This is a genomic window from Brevibacillus porteri (genome assembly GCF_003013475.1).
Lineage (GTDB): Bacteria > Bacillota > Bacilli > Brevibacillales > Brevibacillaceae > Brevibacillus > Brevibacillus porteri.
In genome coordinates this window covers 42377-56990 of sequence record NZ_PXZO01000068.1, presented here as the reverse complement: position 1 = coordinate 56990, position 14614 = coordinate 42377, and the positions used below count along the sequence as shown (strand labels likewise).

Annotated in this window: 20 protein-coding genes; 12 read left to right on the top strand and 8 right to left on the bottom strand. The window is 46.4% G+C overall.

The genetic code is table 11. The features are described 5' to 3' along the window. Nucleotides 1-60: 60 nt before the first annotated feature. A complete protein-coding gene (locus C7R92_RS30210; RefSeq protein WP_047069462.1) occupies nucleotides 61-450 on the bottom strand; it encodes an ArsR/SmtB family transcription factor in 390 nt (129 codons plus the stop codon). A 176-nt stretch (nucleotides 451-626) separates the two neighbouring features. On the opposite strand from C7R92_RS30210, the gene C7R92_RS30205 reads away from it, so the two are divergent. Genes C7R92_RS30205 through C7R92_RS30195 form a run of 3 tightly spaced genes read left to right on the top strand, consistent with a single transcriptional unit; the run spans nucleotide 627 to nucleotide 3110 of the window. Then, nucleotides 627-1631, top strand: a complete 1005-nt coding sequence (locus tag C7R92_RS30205) for a permease (protein WP_106836672.1) — start codon at nucleotides 627-629, stop codon at nucleotides 1629-1631. 10 nt (nucleotides 1632-1641) lie between these two features. Continuing rightward, nucleotides 1642-2640: a TIGR03943 family putative permease subunit gene (locus C7R92_RS30200; protein ID WP_106836671.1), complete on the top strand. Its 999-nt coding sequence runs from the start codon at nucleotides 1642-1644 to the stop codon at nucleotides 2638-2640. A gap of 17 nt (nucleotides 2641-2657) precedes the next feature. Continuing rightward, nucleotides 2658-3110, top strand: coding sequence for a GNAT family N-acetyltransferase (locus tag C7R92_RS30195; protein WP_106836670.1), 453 nt, complete (start codon nucleotides 2658-2660; stop codon nucleotides 3108-3110). A 117-nt stretch (nucleotides 3111-3227) separates the two neighbouring features. Here the strand turns inward: C7R92_RS30195 and C7R92_RS30190 are convergent, their stop codons facing one another. From C7R92_RS30190 to C7R92_RS30180, 3 genes are all read right to left on the bottom strand, one after another. After that, on the bottom strand, nucleotides 3228-3632 hold the full coding sequence (locus C7R92_RS30190) for an SET domain-containing protein (protein WP_017247802.1): 405 nt from the start codon (nucleotides 3630-3632) through the stop codon (nucleotides 3228-3230). 81 nt (nucleotides 3633-3713) lie between these two features. Next, nucleotides 3714-4361 (bottom strand): response regulator, encoded by a 648-nt coding sequence (locus C7R92_RS30185; protein ID WP_007724217.1) that lies wholly within the window; start codon nucleotides 4359-4361, stop codon nucleotides 3714-3716. Further along, on the bottom strand, nucleotides 4358-5164 hold the full coding sequence (locus C7R92_RS30180; RefSeq protein WP_017247803.1) for a sensor histidine kinase: 807 nt from the start codon (nucleotides 5162-5164) through the stop codon (nucleotides 4358-4360). The genes C7R92_RS30185 and C7R92_RS30180 overlap by 4 nt, the downstream gene beginning before the upstream one ends. Before the next feature lie 107 nt (nucleotides 5165-5271). Here C7R92_RS30180 and thiD point away from each other — a divergent pair, with 107 nt between their 5' ends. Continuing rightward, nucleotides 5272-6066 carry a bifunctional hydroxymethylpyrimidine kinase/phosphomethylpyrimidine kinase gene (gene thiD / locus C7R92_RS30175; protein ID WP_106836669.1) on the top strand — a complete coding sequence of 265 codons (795 nt, stop codon included), beginning with the start codon at nucleotides 5272-5274 and terminating at the stop codon, nucleotides 6064-6066. A gap of 63 nt (nucleotides 6067-6129) precedes the next feature. Here the strand turns inward: thiD and C7R92_RS30170 are convergent, their stop codons facing one another. Together C7R92_RS30170 and C7R92_RS30165 are read right to left on the bottom strand one after the other, a co-directional pair. Beyond that, nucleotides 6130-7461 (bottom strand): DUF4179 domain-containing protein, encoded by a 1332-nt coding sequence (locus tag C7R92_RS30170; RefSeq protein WP_106836692.1) that lies wholly within the window; start codon nucleotides 7459-7461, stop codon nucleotides 6130-6132. A 5-nt stretch (nucleotides 7462-7466) separates the two neighbouring features. Continuing rightward, a complete protein-coding gene (locus C7R92_RS30165) occupies nucleotides 7467-7991 on the bottom strand; it encodes a sigma-70 family RNA polymerase sigma factor (protein WP_208636247.1) in 525 nt (174 codons plus the stop codon). A 126-nt stretch (nucleotides 7992-8117) separates the two neighbouring features. Between C7R92_RS30165 and C7R92_RS33320 the strand changes: the two genes are divergently transcribed. The 4 genes from C7R92_RS33320 (at nucleotide 8118) to C7R92_RS30145 (ending at nucleotide 11023) form a co-directional block, all read left to right on the top strand. After that, nucleotides 8118-8345, top strand: coding sequence for a hypothetical protein (locus C7R92_RS33320; protein ID WP_106836668.1), 228 nt, complete (start codon nucleotides 8118-8120; stop codon nucleotides 8343-8345). 72 nt (nucleotides 8346-8417) lie between these two features. Next, nucleotides 8418-9491 (top strand): spore photoproduct lyase, encoded by a 1074-nt coding sequence (gene splB / locus C7R92_RS30155; protein ID WP_106836667.1) that lies wholly within the window; start codon nucleotides 8418-8420, stop codon nucleotides 9489-9491. Nucleotides 9492-9646: 155 nt separating this feature from the next. Continuing rightward, nucleotides 9647-10288 (top strand): deoxynucleoside kinase, encoded by a 642-nt coding sequence (locus C7R92_RS30150; protein ID WP_069852453.1) that lies wholly within the window; start codon nucleotides 9647-9649, stop codon nucleotides 10286-10288. Nucleotides 10289-10330: 42 nt separating this feature from the next. Beyond that, on the top strand, nucleotides 10331-11023 hold the full coding sequence (locus C7R92_RS30145; protein ID WP_017247810.1) for a deoxynucleoside kinase: 693 nt from the start codon (nucleotides 10331-10333) through the stop codon (nucleotides 11021-11023). Between the two features lie 69 nt (nucleotides 11024-11092). Here C7R92_RS30145 and C7R92_RS30140 read toward each other — a convergent pair whose 3' ends face one another. Together C7R92_RS30140 and C7R92_RS30135 are read right to left on the bottom strand one after the other, a co-directional pair. Further along, the gene (locus C7R92_RS30140) at nucleotides 11093-11683 is read right to left on the bottom strand and encodes a TetR/AcrR family transcriptional regulator (protein WP_106836666.1); all 591 of its coding nucleotides are present in this window, start codon (nucleotides 11681-11683) and stop codon (nucleotides 11093-11095) included. 33 nt (nucleotides 11684-11716) lie between these two features. Continuing rightward, nucleotides 11717-12142 carry a VOC family protein gene (locus C7R92_RS30135; RefSeq protein WP_106836665.1) on the bottom strand — a complete coding sequence of 142 codons (426 nt, stop codon included), beginning with the start codon at nucleotides 12140-12142 and terminating at the stop codon, nucleotides 11717-11719. A 176-nt stretch (nucleotides 12143-12318) separates the two neighbouring features. Here C7R92_RS30135 and C7R92_RS30130 point away from each other — a divergent pair, with 176 nt between their 5' ends. The 4 genes from C7R92_RS30130 (at nucleotide 12319) to C7R92_RS30115 (ending at nucleotide 14610) form a co-directional block, all read left to right on the top strand. Then, nucleotides 12319-13056, top strand: a complete 738-nt coding sequence (locus C7R92_RS30130) for a class I SAM-dependent methyltransferase (protein ID WP_069852376.1) — start codon at nucleotides 12319-12321, stop codon at nucleotides 13054-13056. Between the two features lie 76 nt (nucleotides 13057-13132). Next, complete coding sequence (locus C7R92_RS30125) at nucleotides 13133-13417, top strand: 4a-hydroxytetrahydrobiopterin dehydratase (RefSeq protein WP_017247814.1); 285 nt, start codon at nucleotides 13133-13135, stop codon at nucleotides 13415-13417. Between the two features lie 111 nt (nucleotides 13418-13528). Next, nucleotides 13529-13849, top strand: a complete 321-nt coding sequence (locus C7R92_RS30120; RefSeq protein WP_106836664.1) for a hypothetical protein — start codon at nucleotides 13529-13531, stop codon at nucleotides 13847-13849. Then, nucleotides 13846-14610 carry a DUF3109 family protein gene (locus C7R92_RS30115; protein ID WP_017247816.1) on the top strand — a complete coding sequence of 255 codons (765 nt, stop codon included), beginning with the start codon at nucleotides 13846-13848 and terminating at the stop codon, nucleotides 14608-14610. Before C7R92_RS30120 ends, C7R92_RS30115 begins: the two co-directional genes overlap by 4 nt. Nucleotides 14611-14614 lie beyond the last annotated feature (4 nt).

The window sequence follows — 14614 nt, the reverse complement described above, 5'->3', positions numbered from 1 at the left end:
GAACATCAGCAAAAAAAGGCCGCCACTCATAGTGACGGACCAGTATAAAAGCTAGTGAATTTACGGTTTTGACTGTTTCAATTCGGCAGCATGCTCAATTCCACACATGATTAAATGACGGACATGATCATCATCGAGCGAGTAATAAACGAGCTTGCCATTTTTGCGGTACCGGGCCAGACCCATATTTTTTAACAAGCGCAGATGGTGAGACGTATTAGGGATCGAACTATTGATGGTTGCTGCGACATCACAAACGCATAGCTCTCCTTCTAGTGCCAGCGCGTAAATGATTTTTGCTCTCGTATCGTCTGCGAGAGCCTTGAAGAGAGGGGCGACACCTTCCGTCTCCATCATTCTGGGCCGAAGCCTGTTTACTTTTTCTTCATCGATCGTCTGTACTTCACAAACCTCTAAATCAGTGGGAATGCGTTGAATGTCTTCGCTCATTTCATTCACCCCGACCCGTTCCATTTTTCACCATTATAAGACGGATACAGAGGGAAGGGAAGGCTGTACAACCTGTTCATCGTGCAAAAAAAAGTAAAAGACAAGAAGGAAATATAGATGTCTATATATAAATAGTAATGATACCTATTTGCAAATAGAGAGGAGAGAACACCCACTTGATTCTGAAGATTCGCCAGTTCCTCGTTGAAATAATCGGGGCGCTCCTGCTTGGACTAAGTGTCGTTTGGTTAACAATGGGCAGAGACAGCAGCTTGTTTTCCGGTTGGAGCATAAAGTGGTCCCCATTGTGGCTTGATGTGAAAACCTTTTTCCTTAGTATTTGGCTGGAAGCAATCCCGTTTGTCCTCCTGGGTGTATTCTTTTCTGCCTTTATCCAGACGTTTGTAACGGAAGAGCAGGTGAGGCGCTGGACACCGAAGCATCCGCTCGTGGCCCTGCCGTTTGCCGGGTTACTCGGGTTTTTATTCCCTGTGTGTGAATGTGCCATTATTCCTGTGGTTCGGCGCTTGATCCAAAAAGGGATGCCGCTGTCAGTCGGGATCGTTTTCTTATTGGCGGGACCGATTGTGAATCCCGTAGTTTTGTCATCGACCTATGTCGCTTTCGCCCGACAGCCGGAAATGGCTCTCTACCGGGGCGTTGCGGGATTCGTCGTTGCTCTCATTGTGGGCATGCTTGTCTTCCTGTTTGTCAAAAAAAATCCGATACGACTCGGCATGGAATCCCAAATCAATCATGAAGCCGACCATGTAAAAACGACGGGTGGCAAGCTGTCCTCGACATTTGCCCACGCGGTAGACGAATTTTTTGATATGGGAAAATATTTGTTGTTTGGTGCGTTTATCAGTGCGCTTTTACAGGTGTACATCAGCCGGGATACGCTCATGGACATCGGTCAAACACCGCTCACCTCCAATTTGGTCATGATGGGGATGGCGTATTTGTTTTCGCTTTGTTCAGAGGCAGATGCGTTTATCGCTGCTTCCTTTGCCAATACGTTTTCAAGCAGCTCGTTGCTTGCATTTCTAGTTTTTGGGCCCATGCTCGATTTAAAAACGACGTTGATGCTATTTGGAACGTTTCGATTTGGTTTTGTTGTCAAGCTGGTCGTGGCTATTACGTTTTTAGTCATTTGCGTCACCATGCTCATGCCGATGTAAGGAGGAAAAGATGGATCAGAACAAATTGAAGCGTCATCATATCATGCGCAGTCTGATATTAGCGGGCATTACAGCGTTGTTGGCCTATTTGATCCTGTCGGAAACGCTCAGTCACTATCTCGCACCGCGATTACACATGTTTAGCTATGTCACGCTCGTCATCATGGGCCTTTTGACAATTGTCAGCATTCGGCAAATTTTTGTAGGCAGTAGTGTTTACGATTGCGATTGTGAGGAGCAGCATAAAGTTCCGCGTACACCTATGGGCTCCCTTTTGGTTTACGGCTTGTTTGTACTCCCAATCGTGATGGGATTTGTCATGCCGGATAAAATTCTTGGCAGTGATGTAGTGGAGAAGCGGGGAATCACACTTCTCAGCAACGATGTACGAAAGCTGGCGGATGTTACGGCAAACGCGAATGCGAATGTAAATGCAACAGAGAATGTAGAGCAGACAGCAGAGGTAAAGGAGGATGCCGAGCCAATCGTAGAACCACAGCCAGAGGTTACCAATCAAGGAGCAACACCCCCAGTGCAAGCGACAAACGACGAACAATTGCGGCAGCGATTCTCAAACGGGGGATTTGGTGACTTTTATACGGATATCGCCGTCTTTTTACACAAACAGCCAGTGATTGAACTGAATGACAAAGTGTTCCTGGACGGACTCACCACGATGGAGCTATATGCAAAAGAATTTGCTGGAAAAGAGCTTGAGACGATGGGATTTGTATATCGGCAGCCTGATTTTACGAAGCAGCAGTTTGTCGTGGCGCGTTTTTCCGTCACCTGCTGTACAGCAGATGCCAGTGTTTATGGTGTTTTGGTGGAAAAGGAGGACGCGAACAAATGGGCAAAAGACAGCTGGGTAAAAGTTCGCGGCAAGCTCGAGCTGCGTCAAGTAGACGGATACGACATGCTCGTTCTCAAAGCCTCTCAAGTTGAAGCCGTCTCTGCACCGAAAGATCCTTATGTGTATTATAGCTTTGAATCAGTACCAGGCAGTTAAAAGTGGGGGAAACCGAAATGATCGTGCGACTAGATTTACAGGATGAACAAACGGTACAAAAACTTTGGAACATGCAGCAAAGAGCCTATCGTATAGAGGCAGAGCTAATTGGTACGGAAGATATTCCACCCCTGAAAGAATCGGTAGAACAACTGAGGATATGTGGAGAAACGTTTTATGGCTACATAGAGGAAGGCGAGATGGCAGGGGCAGTTTCTTTTTTGATCGAGGGAGAAACGTTGGATATTCATCGAATGATTGTAGATCCTGTTCATTTTCGCAAGGGAATCGCGAGTCAATTGCTTGCCTCTGTCCACGAGCATGGTTGCAGCAAGCTAGTCGTCGCGACTGGTTCCATGAATGAACCGGCCGTTCGGTTGTATGAAAGACATGGATTTACCTTGACCGTTCAAAAAGAAGTGAAGCCCGGTCTGCGGCTGTCTTTTTTCGAGAAGACACTTCGTCCATGAAAAGGCGAAAGCCCGCCCCGATAACATGGGAGAGATAGAGTTACACAAAACAACCCGGAGAACAGTCACTTTTTCAAGTGTCTGTTTCCGGGTTTTCATTCTTTTTAAAGCATACGCTTATTTGGTTTCATCTGTTTCTTTCTGTTGGTCTTCATAAAACCAGAGAGGATCATCGCAATCCTCATCACCATTGTAGTTGATTAAGATTTCTTCACCCGCTTGAATGTCTGTATACGCATAAAAATCAAACGTGTGGTTATCGAAGTTAATCTCATACGTGGCATTTGGCGTGTAGGAGTGGTTAAATAGCATGCCATAGCCTAACAAGAAAGCTGTATGATTGGCACCGTACTCAAATGCATAATCCGCGAGCAAGGTTTTCTCGATATGCTCATGCTCTTCGTTCAAATAGGGCAGCACGGGCGCTTCATGAATCAGGTCGCCTTTTCGGATATCTTGCGTTGCAAATACACCTCTATTTAATTCTCCATTGCTTAGTTTGGAGGTCTTGATTTCGATCATGCGGATCACCTGCATTTCTTAGGTCTGTGGAAAACGTATCTTTCTAAGGATGACAGTTGATCGAGCAGAAAGCAATGTTTTTTATTTGATGACCAAATGATGGCGAACCGCATAAGCAGCGAGCTGGACGCGATTAGCCAATTGCAGCTTCTCGAGAATGTTTTTTAGGTGGTTTTTCACCGTGTTTTCTGCGATGATCAGCGCCTCGCTTATTTCCCGATTCGTTTTTCCTGCTCCGACATACATGACAATCTCTCGCTCTCGCGGGGTCAGAACATCTGGTACCATTTCATCCGTCGCCTCTTCTTGACGGAAGCGGTACATGAGCCGGGTTGCCATTTCGCGAGTCAATTCACTGTCCTCGCCGAGCAAGGCATGCAAGTAGTTAATCCAGTCGTCAGGCTCTAAATTTTTCAGCAAGTAACCTTGGGCGCCGAACTGAATGGCCGTGATCAGGTCAGCAACGTCATCGGAGACGCTGAGAATGACGACTTTGATGTGCGGGTATGCTTTCTTGACCTCGCGGGTCGCTTCGAGTCCGCTCCATTTCGGCATGTTGATGTCCATGAGCACAAGGTCAGGTTGGATTTGTCCGCATAAGAGAAAAGCTTCCTCGCCATTTTGCGCTTCTCCGATGACTTCAAAAGAGGGATCGGGATCAAGCAGGCTGCGAATGGCCATACGAGCCATCGGGTGGTCGTCGGCGATCAATACACGGTATGCGTTCATTGTATTTTTCCTCCTGAATGAGAAGATAAGCGGATGATTGTACCGCCTGCCGGTCGTAACTGAATGTCGATGGATGCGTTCAACTGGCGCGCTCGCTCGCGCATCATGGACAACCCGTATTTTTTCGTATCGGGAGAAGGGTTGGAGATCCCAATGCCATCGTCCTCAACGGCGAGAACCCAGCCAGTTGTTTCATTCGTCGTGAGGTGAATCCACGAATGCTTGGCCTGAGAGTGCTTGCGAATATTGGCAAAAGCTTCCTGAATGATCCCGAACAGTTGTACTTCTGCGGCGGGAGTAAAAAATCCGTCGTTGACATGCAATTCGCTGACAACGTCGATTCCAGATAAAGCGCTCCATTGCGCAAGCCATTTCTCAAGGCGTTGATCCAGACTGCCTTCTTCTGGCAATGAGCGCAAGTTAAAAATGGCTTGGCGTACATGATTGTCGATGGCCGAAACAGCGACCCGGGCATCGTCCAATTGTCCCTGCTTGAGCTTTACGTTGAGGAAGAACAGAGACTGCGCAATCCCGTCGTGCAATTCGCGGGCAAGGCGTTCCCGTTCTTCATAAACAGCGCGACGAGCTTGTTCCTCGACAATTCGTGCATTCATTTGTTTGAGGGTGTGAAACATCCAAGTGGCGAATAAAAAAGAGAGAAAGAGCGTCAAGAGGGTAATGTATACATTTCCCGCTTCCATAGACATGTAGGGGAGTAAAAAGTCATGACGGATGAACTCGAAGCCCCCGATGATAATGGTTGGAATGAGAAAGGTTAACCAATAAAAGATACGATATGACATGGAAGGTCCCCTTTTCATACAGTTGGCAAACATTCCTTTAGTATACCGAATGGGACGAGCGGATGGTATACTCAGGTGAGAAAAGGTGGAAAGCAGGAGGGAATATCATGAGCACGATTGCGAAAGCATTGACCATAGCGGGTTCAGATAGCGGTGGGGGAGCTGGGATTCAGGCAGACCTGAAAACCTTCCATCAACTCGGTGTGTACGGAATGAGTGCGATCACAGCAATCACCGCACAAAATACATTGGGTGTAGCAGGTGTTTATCCGTTGCCGACAGAGGCGGTTGCACAGCAAATGCATGAGGTGCTGCGTGATCTAGGCGCTGACGCGGCGAAAACGGGCATGCTGTTTAACGCTGATATTATTCGTGCTGTTGCGGGAGAGGTCAAAGCATTTGGCCTGAAAAAGCTGGTGGTAGACCCTGTAATGATTGCCAAGGGAGGGTCAAAGCTACTGCTGGATGAGGCAATCGTTGCATTGAAAAAAGAATTGTTGCCTCTCGCGGAAGTCGTCACACCTAACTTGCCGGAAGCAGAATGCTTGACTGGCATGAGAATTGAGACGACGGAAGAGATGCGCGAAGGGGCGAAAGCGATACATGCGTTAGGCGCCCGCAATGTCCTAATGAAGGGTGGACATATGCAAGGGGACGTAGTCGTGGACATTTTGTTTGACGGTACAGCATTCCATGAACTGTCCCATGAGCGCATCCATACACGTCATACGCACGGTACAGGTTGTACATTCTCAGCGGCCCTTACAGCAGAGTTAGCAAAAAATACACCGCTCATCACTGCGGTTGAAAAAGCAAATCGCTTTATTTTCGAAGCAATTAAGACAGCTCCGCAAATAGGTGGCGGGCATGGGCCGACCAATCACTGGGCGGTTGTAGATTAAGTTTATAAAATAAAGAATGCCCCACAGCGATGCCATACAAGCGGATCACTGATGGGGCATTTTTTATTTGATTTCTACAGAGAATGTACCTTGAAGTCGTACAGGATAGCTGGACAAAGGAAAAGAATAGTGAGTAGGCGTGCCTTTGTTTGTTTTTCGTTTGAATAGCACGGAATAGTTTTGGATGGATGCATCCTCTGTGGAATAGGAGCTTCCTTGCACATAATCATATTCATTTCCGCGGTTGTCCGTCATGTTATACCCAAGAGAGATATGAGAGTGATTATCTTGAGGCGGCACCTTTAAAGAGAAGTCCATGCCCACCACATCATCGACTTGACGCAGCGCCGTTAGTTTTAGGCGATCATCCGGTACTTCTGTGAGTGTACCTGTCTTCGCATCAATCACGATTTGCAATTGATCTTTGTCCAAAGCTCGAATGCCATCTGTTTTCAGGTAGAGCTTTTCTGGTTCCACAAAATAAATGCTCTCTAGATGGTATATCCTTCCGTTTTCTCCGTTATCACGAACAGGAACGCCATTCCCCCAAAAAGCAAACGTCTGCCCTTTTTCATCCTCAAGTCTTAATTTATCAAAATCAAAGACATGCTTTTTATTGGCCGGGTCAAATTTAATACTCACTTCTGTTTGTGTAGGAAAGACTGCAATTTGTTCAATCGTAAACCGCTGTCCGTCAACCGAGACTTCCTTCATCACGGGATACACTTTTTTCTCAAAAGTCTTATACTTGCTTTTGTCGACCACAAAGTCAATCGATAGGGGAGTATCTTGTTTGATATGATCGATTTCCAGCGTAACCTTTGCTGTCATTACATCAGGTATTTCGGTAGCTTCGTTGATGACAATATCAATACGGTTTCGGATCACAGGGTCTTCGCTGCCCATGCCGGACCAGGAAACACCGTGCTCCCACTCCTTTCCAGATTGATCGAACAACTCGATTTTGTGAAGTGCTACTTCTTTATCGGAAAGATCATTCTTCAGTGTATAGAAGAGGAGCATCCGTTTTTCATCTGCTACTACCTGATCAATCGTAAAAGTGACACCCTCAAGTGAACCGCTGGCGCCAATATTTTGGACAAGATTGTGTTCGGCTGCCTTTTGCAAGCCTTTATCATCCCGAAGAAACTCAACGATCTTCTCCATCCCCGGAATCGAGCTGATATAAGCGGCAACAGCAGGTGAAAGGCGAACGGAAAAAATAAACACGAAAATGAACAGACAAGCAACCAGACTAGAACCAATGCGAATCCACCGATTGCGGCTCCGATTTTGACGCAGCTCTTTTGCCTGTTCCATCCCATTCCGAATGTATTGATCAATCTCAGCGGGAATCATGAATGGACCCGCATTCTTTTTTTCATTCTCAAGCATAAAGCTCACCAGCCTTTCCCGAGATCTTTGCGGAGTGCCCCCAAAGCTTTGTGTAGCCATGTTTTGATCGTGCCTTCCGGATGACCGAGTACCTCTGCAATATCGCGTATCGTCCGATCTTCAAAATATTTCAAAATAATGATGTGACGATAATTTGGATTGAGACGAGCGAGAGCCTCTTCGATTTGAATACGCTCGACATTTTGATCATCCATAGGAGTACTTGCACGACTTTGGACGTCCTCTTCCATGGGATCCAAGATGATCCGTTTTCGGCGCTTTTGCTCATCCAGACAAATATGAATAAGGATGCGAGTCAGCCATGTACGAAAATACGCAGGCTGTTTCAATCGTGCCAGCTTGAGATAGGAACGGCACGTCGCTTCCTGAATGGCCTCTAATGCATCTGTCTCGTTACGAAGAAACGCGTAGGCGATTTTATACAGTTGTTCTTTATGAAGGCTGACGAGTTGAAAAAAGGCATCATCATCCCCATCTTTTGCGCACGAAACGAGCTGTTCCAGATTCACTTTTTCCCCTCCTCTAGCATTAGACGGCACAGGTGCCAAAACGGTTTTCATTAATTGCCAGCCAAGCTGTTTTTTTGAACCAATCGCCTGTCCACTGCTTACTGTAAAAGAAAGAAGTGTGTAAGGATGGGGTGCAGGTGCATGTGGATCAAATGGGTTACGATTCATGAATCGTATGGCCTCCCGAGGATTGCTCAGGAATGTCGGCGTTATTTAGAAATGAAAGGAATTCGAGTCAGGCTTTTGTTCAGACAGACCAAAAAAGCAGGACATGTCTATACACTGCAAGTACCGCTAGCTCAACAGGAGCAAGCAAAGGCGCTGCTACGCGATTTTAAGAGCACCCTAAAATAAGGGGCACAGCCATACTTCCCCTTACGTCCAGTCGAATGGCACGGGCATACTAGATGAAGGGGGATGATAGCTATGGGTACGACCCTTTTGGAAAGACCTGAAAAGAAGGAGCAGAAAGGCAGCAAGCTGTTTGTTCCGGATTATATTTTCGTCGAGCCAAATGCACTGAACTATCCTCTTGGTCAAGAGCTGTATCGCCGTTTTCAAAAGGAAGGAATTCCGATGCAGATGACGACCAGCCATAATCAGGTCCGTGGCATCCCTGGGGATACAGAAGTAGAGAAATATCGGAATGCGAAGCGGACCTTGGTCATTGGGGTACGCAAAACATTGAAGTTCGAGACCTCCAAGCCTTCCGCAGAATATGCCATTCCACTGGCTACGGGATGTGCTGCCCACTGTCACTATTGCTATTTGAACACAAATATCGGGACAAAGCCGTATGTTCGGGTGTACGTCAATACAGATGAGATTCTAGATAAGGCCGAGAAGTACATCCAAGAACGCCCGGGTGAAATCACTCGTTTTGAGGCAGCCTGTACATCCGATCCGGTTAGTATTGAGCATCTTACGGGCAATCTGAAACGAGCGATTGAGTTTATGGGCCAGCAGGAGTTTGGGCGGCTGCGCTTCGTGACCAAGTTTCATCACGTGGATTCCTTGCTGGATGCCAAGCACAACAAGCATACCCGATTTCGCTTCAGCATGAATGCTGACTATGTCATCAAAAATTTCGAGCCAGGAACCTCCAGCTTTGATCAGCGACTGGAGGCAGCAGGGAAGGTAGCCAAGGCCGGTTATCCACTCGGCTTTATTTTAGCGCCTTTGTATTGGTTTGACGGATGGGAAGCGGGGTATACCGATTTGCTGGAAAGACTGCGTTCGCAGTTGGTTCCCGAAGCGATGGAGGATTTGACGTTCGAGCTAATCCAGCACCGTTTTACCAAGATCGCTAAAAGCTTGATCCTCCAGCGCTATCCGAAAACGAAGTTGGAAATGAAGGAAGAAGAGCGCAAGTACAAATGGGGGAAATATGGGAAAGGGAAGTATGTCTATCCTGACATCCAAGCAAAGGCGTTGCAGGCCCATTTGGAAAGTGAAATTGCCCGCCTGTTTCCTCAGGCACGCATTGAATATTTTACGTAAAAACCAGACTGCTCTTGATGAAGAGCAGTTTTTCTTATAGCAAAAAAGAGTACCAAATGATACCAAACGACACGGTGCGAATGTTTTCGACAAACGCTTACATACATGCTACAATACGGAGTGCTCTCATTTTCTTGAAAGGAATCGAAGCATACATGAAGTCCATATTGATTACCGTTGAGGGGCCTATTGGTATTGGGAAAACCTCTTTATCGCGGGAACTAAGCCGTGCATGCAACTTGCAGCTACTGGAAGAAATCGTCTACGAAAACCCGTTCCTGGGTAAATTTTATGAAAATATTGCCGAATGGAGCTTTCAACTCGAGATGTTTTTCCTCTGCAATCGTTACAAGCAGTTGCAGGATATTCATTCACAGTTCCTGAATCAAGGTATTTCCGTTGTTTCTGATTACAATATTTTCAAAAATACGATTTTTGCCAAACGAACGTTACAAGAAGATAACCTGCCAAAGTACCTCAAAATTTATGATATCCTAACAGAGGATTTGCCTCAGGCCCATTTGGTGATCTACATGACAGCTTCGATTGAGACCGTGATGAAGCGGATTGCGATGCGGGATCGCGAAATGGAGCGCAGCATGGATGTCACCTATATGGAGAATCTGATTGCTGATTACAACGAGTTTATGGAAGCGTTTGAAAAGCATCATCCAGATACGCCTGTCATCAAATTCGATTGTGACGATTTGGATTTCGTACATAGACCAGAAGATTTGAAGGTTGTACTGGATCGAATTGCACCACGAATTCAAGAGTTGATGGGATCAGTAGGATAGGGAACAAAGGAAAAGTAAGCATGGGGATAAGGAGTTGCGTACATGTCGAGGTTTCAAAACAGCACGCTTCGTGAAAAATACGGGATACCGAGCAACGCAGTGATTACGATCGGGGGGACAGTAGGGGTAGGAAAATCCACCTTTACGCATGCCTTGGCAGATCAGCTCGGATTTCGTGTGTCCGTAGAAAAGGTTGACAATAACCCGTATTTGGGCCGTTACTATAACGATTTATCGCGTTGGGGTTTCCATTTGCAAATTTTCTTTTTGGCAGAACGCTTTAAGGAACAAAAACGGATGTTTGATTATGGCGGCGGCTTTGTCCAAGATCGCTCCATTTATGAGGATACCGGGATTTTTGCCCGTATGCTGTACGAGCAAGGCAACATGACAGAAGAAGATTACCGCACTTATACAGAACTTTTTGAAGCGATGGTCATGACGCCTTACTTCCCGCATCCGGATATTTTGATCTATTTAGAGGGAAGCTTCGATGATATTATTGACCGCGTAAAAGAGCGCGGGCGTCCGATGGAGCAACAAACGCCAGTAGATTACTGGCAGGATTTGTTTGGTCGCTATGATAGCTGGATTGCCTCCTTTACTTCCTGTCCGATTTTGCGGGTCAATATCAACGAATACGATGTTGTGGATGACCCATCTTCGGTAGAAAGCATTATTGCTCGGGCTGCTGAAAAAATTCGAATTGGACGAGCTACCCGCTTTTCATCATAAAAACCCTTTACAATAACAGAGCACCCCTGCATTTTGCCGGTAAGAGGCGGAAGCAGGGGTGCTTTGTTTTTATTTGGTGCGATATCCTTCCAAGAGTAGGGTCATCGCTGCTGAAATTTCCTCCAGGGACTTTTCGTGATCAGGCGTCTCCGAAATCCAGAGCACCGCTTCGTTCATCGCACCAGACAGCAAATGCGTCAGAGCATCGATAGAAACGGGACGTAGGTATCCTTGCTCCTGCATCATTTGAAGCTGCTCCCTGAGATGCCGCATGGAGTTTTCCTCGTCCATTCGGCGCCACGTTTCCCACCCGATGACAGAAGGACCATCGATAAGTAAAATCCGCTTGTTGCGATGTTCGACGGCCGAGGAGACAAAGGCCAGGCAACCCAAGATCAATTGTTGCCAAAGATCCTCACTTTTCGCAGCTTCAGCTTCTACGCGCTCTCCGATTTCTTGTTGGACAGAAGCCAATACTGCCTCAAATAATCCTTCTTTGCTCCCAAAGTTATGGTACAGTGCGCCACGGGTCACCCCGGCTTGTTTCACGATGTCTTCCATGGCGGCATCCGCGTAGCCTTGCCTGGAGAACATCTCTCTTGCCACTTCGATCAGTTTTTGCATCGTCTGCTGTTTTTGCTCTGCTTTGGACATCTTCATGCTAGGCGATCTCCTTACTTATTTCATGCCAGATTATACAGGGTCAACATAACTTTCAGCAAATGCTTCAGAAGGCGGGATTACTTTTATGATATCAAGTAAAATGCCGTTCGGATCGGATGTAATAAAATGCCTCTGACCGAACTCCTCGTCTTTCATGTCGAGATGGAGAGGAAGACCTGCTTTCACTATAAGTCTTTCGTATTCAGCATCAACATCCTCGACTTCGAAATTAAGGATAAGACCACCTTCTACTGGCTTTCGGAAATCCTGTGGAATCGTGTTGTGTGAAGGATCTAAGATGGCTAGCTCAAATGCCGGCGTGCTGCTCTGATTTTGCAAGCTCACATACCAGTCTGCTTCGAAAACCATTTCAAATCCAAAGTGTTCGCGATAAAACTTCGAGCTAGCCGCAACTTGTTCTGTCAAAATGACAGGATAAAAGCTGTTCACTTTCATTATGAATCTCTCCCTCACAATTGGATGACGTCAATTTAACATACATACAGTATGTATGTAAAGTAATTTCTATATTTTTCAACAAAGCTTTCGTACACTTTGCCACACGCAAATCGGCTACGGATAAACCCCGCTGTGGTATAATAAGAACATCTTGGAATTAAAGGGGCTCAGACATGGCAGAAGAATGGTTTGAACGCAGCTTTCGCGAAGATTATGTGCTTGTGTATCGTCATAGGGACGATTCGGCAGCAGATGGAGAGATCGCTAATCTGTTGGAAAGATTGCCGGTAAAGGACACAGGACGCGTACTTGATCTTTGCTGCGGGAGCGGGCGTCATTCGCGTGCGCTGGCTCGCCGGGGGTATGAAGTAGTTGGTGTGGATTTGTCGCCTGTTCTTTTACAGTTGGCCGAGGAACAAAACACCTATCCACAGCTAAGTTTTGCCCGCTGTGACATGCGCGACATTCCGTTTCGCGAAGAATTTGATATCGTGGTGAATTTGTTTACCAGCTTTGGTTATTTCTCCACAGATGAAGAAAATGCTAACGTTATTCGTAACATGGCACAAGCACTCAAAACAAAAGGTGAAGTGGTCATCGATTTCTTAAATGCAGCGTACGTCATCGATAATCTCGTGCCGCACTCTACGAAGGAAGTCAGTGGGATGTTAATTAAAGAAGAACGCTGGATCCAGGATGGGTTTGTGAAAAAGCGGATACTGATTTCCGACGAGTCGTCGAATGAACCGCGTGAGTATATGGAGCAGGTTCGCTTGTTTTCTGCCCAGCAAATGATTGCGATGCTGACAGAGGCTGGATTCGAAAAAATTCAAGTATTTGGAAATTATCAATTTGAAGAATATGTGGCGAATGAATCACCTCGTATGATTTTTTATGCCGTAAAGCAATAGGGTGCGGATAACCTGTACGTCTCGTGAATATGATGGTGTAACAACCATTCATCGGGTAAAAGGGGGCATTGCTAAAATGAGCAAGCTGTCTTTAGAACAGGTCAAATTGTATCTAAGCAAAGTACCTGGCTGGAAGCTGGTAGAAGACCGAATGGCACTCTCACGCACATACCACTGTCGTGACTTTTCCACTGCGATCAGTTTCGTCAACCGTGTGGCAGAGATGCTTGAGCATGACAATCAGCACGTGGAAATTCATTTGGCAGGTGGAACGGTCACGTTTATGTTAGCCACCCGCGAGGCAAAAGGTTTAACCGGTAAAGATTTTGCGTTAGCCCAGACCATTAGCAAAGTAAGCTAACAAGCAGAAGAGAAATAGCCGCTTCCTATAGCGAAGCGGTATTTCTTTTTGGCTTTTTAAGAGCTACTTTGTTATGATGGGCAGTATGAACCATTTCGGAGGGATTACAAGATGGACATTCAGCAACACGAGCAATTGATTCAACTGTTGGCGGAGTATAAAAATCAAAAGGCTTCAGTAGCTTTTACCCAATGGGATACCGATAGTGAAGAAGAGGAAGAGGTAACACAATTCCAAGCCGAGCTCCTCGAAATCAAGCTGACTGACAACGAATTTGAGGAAAAAGATCTCCTGCTCGTGTTTACGACAGCAGAGGGAGAAGAAATGGAAATCCTGATGGAAATTCCAGGTGATGAAGTGGATTTGGCTAGCTATGAGGAAGGCCATTTGCGTATTTTTGGAACAGAATCGGAGATTGTTTTGCAAAAATGAAAACGAAGCGAGCCTTTCGTTATGTAGGTACGCCCGATCCCATGTCTGATAAAGAGGCGTACCACTGCGAAAAATATATAAAGAAAAACAAGCATTCCTTGGTGAGAGCGGGACAATATTTGGTTGATGTAACAGCCCTCCAGGCCTTGTTTCACTTGGACTGTTGGAATTGCAGGACGGTTCATCGCGAGACCTGCTGTGAGGGTGGACAGCCTTACGCCGTAGAAGAGTGGCAGATTCCAATCATGGAGGGGGAAATCCCCTCTATCTCTGCTGGACTCCAAGATAGGTCTGAACGCAATCATTGGCTTCTTCATGGGGTTTGGGATCGTAATGAGCCGCCAGGAACTATTCGCATGCGACATGGCAATTGTTTGTTTTATCAAGAAAACAATGGGCGCTACGGCTGTGCGATTCATGCTTATGCCGAGCAGGCTGGTCGTGAAGTTGAGCCGCTCAAGCCATTTAGCTGTCAACTGTATCCAATCGATTTGATAGATACAGGGGAAGGGATCCTGCTAACGGCGGTTACCAACGAAACGTCCTCCTTTTCCAGATGGGGTACGGATTATTTGGAGCAGTTTTACTGTGCGAGTCCGGCCCGCCGAAAGCTTGCCACGCACATAGATGACAAGCTGTTTGCTTTAGACGGCTATCGCCCAGCCTATGAGTGGAATCTTCCTTTGTTACGTTACATTTTGCAAGAAGATGCAGAGAGAATAGAAGGCATGCTTGCGAGCAGCTATCAATTGGAACGTTGAATGC

Coding starts and splice junctions, on each gene's coding strand:
- C7R92_RS30210 (WP_047069462.1), bottom strand. CDS start 450: ATGAGCGAAGACATTCAACGCATTCCCACTGATTTAGAGGTTTGTGAA.
- C7R92_RS30200 (WP_106836671.1), top strand. CDS start 1,642: ATGGATCAGAACAAATTGAAGCGTCATCATATCATGCGCAGTCTGATA.
- C7R92_RS30195 (WP_106836670.1), top strand. CDS start 2,658: ATGATCGTGCGACTAGATTTACAGGATGAACAAACGGTACAAAAACTT.
- C7R92_RS30190 (WP_017247802.1), bottom strand. CDS start 3,632: ATGATCGAAATCAAGACCTCCAAACTAAGCAATGGAGAATTAAATAGA.
- C7R92_RS30185 (WP_007724217.1), bottom strand. CDS start 4,361: ATGAACGCATACCGTGTATTGATCGCCGACGACCACCCGATGGCTCGT.
- C7R92_RS30180 (WP_017247803.1), bottom strand. CDS start 5,164: ATGTCATATCGTATCTTTTATTGGTTAACCTTTCTCATTCCAACCATT.
- thiD (WP_106836669.1), top strand. CDS start 5,272: ATGAGCACGATTGCGAAAGCATTGACCATAGCGGGTTCAGATAGCGGT.
- C7R92_RS30170 (WP_106836692.1), bottom strand. CDS start 7,461: ATGCTTGAGAATGAAAAAAAGAATGCGGGTCCATTCATGATTCCCGCT.
- C7R92_RS33320 (WP_106836668.1), top strand. CDS start 8,118: ATGGGGTGCAGGTGCATGTGGATCAAATGGGTTACGATTCATGAATCG.
- splB (WP_106836667.1), top strand. CDS start 8,418: ATGGGTACGACCCTTTTGGAAAGACCTGAAAAGAAGGAGCAGAAAGGC.
- C7R92_RS30150 (WP_069852453.1), top strand. CDS start 9,647: ATGAAGTCCATATTGATTACCGTTGAGGGGCCTATTGGTATTGGGAAA.
- C7R92_RS30145 (WP_017247810.1), top strand. CDS start 10,331: ATGTCGAGGTTTCAAAACAGCACGCTTCGTGAAAAATACGGGATACCG.
- C7R92_RS30140 (WP_106836666.1), bottom strand. CDS start 11,683: ATGAAGATGTCCAAAGCAGAGCAAAAACAGCAGACGATGCAAAAACTG.
- C7R92_RS30135 (WP_106836665.1), bottom strand. CDS start 12,142: ATGAAAGTGAACAGCTTTTATCCTGTCATTTTGACAGAACAAGTTGCG.
- C7R92_RS30130 (WP_069852376.1), top strand. CDS start 12,319: ATGGCAGAAGAATGGTTTGAACGCAGCTTTCGCGAAGATTATGTGCTT.
- C7R92_RS30125 (WP_017247814.1), top strand. CDS start 13,133: ATGAGCAAGCTGTCTTTAGAACAGGTCAAATTGTATCTAAGCAAAGTA.
- C7R92_RS30120 (WP_106836664.1), top strand. CDS start 13,529: ATGGACATTCAGCAACACGAGCAATTGATTCAACTGTTGGCGGAGTAT.
- C7R92_RS30115 (WP_017247816.1), top strand. CDS start 13,846: ATGAAAACGAAGCGAGCCTTTCGTTATGTAGGTACGCCCGATCCCATG.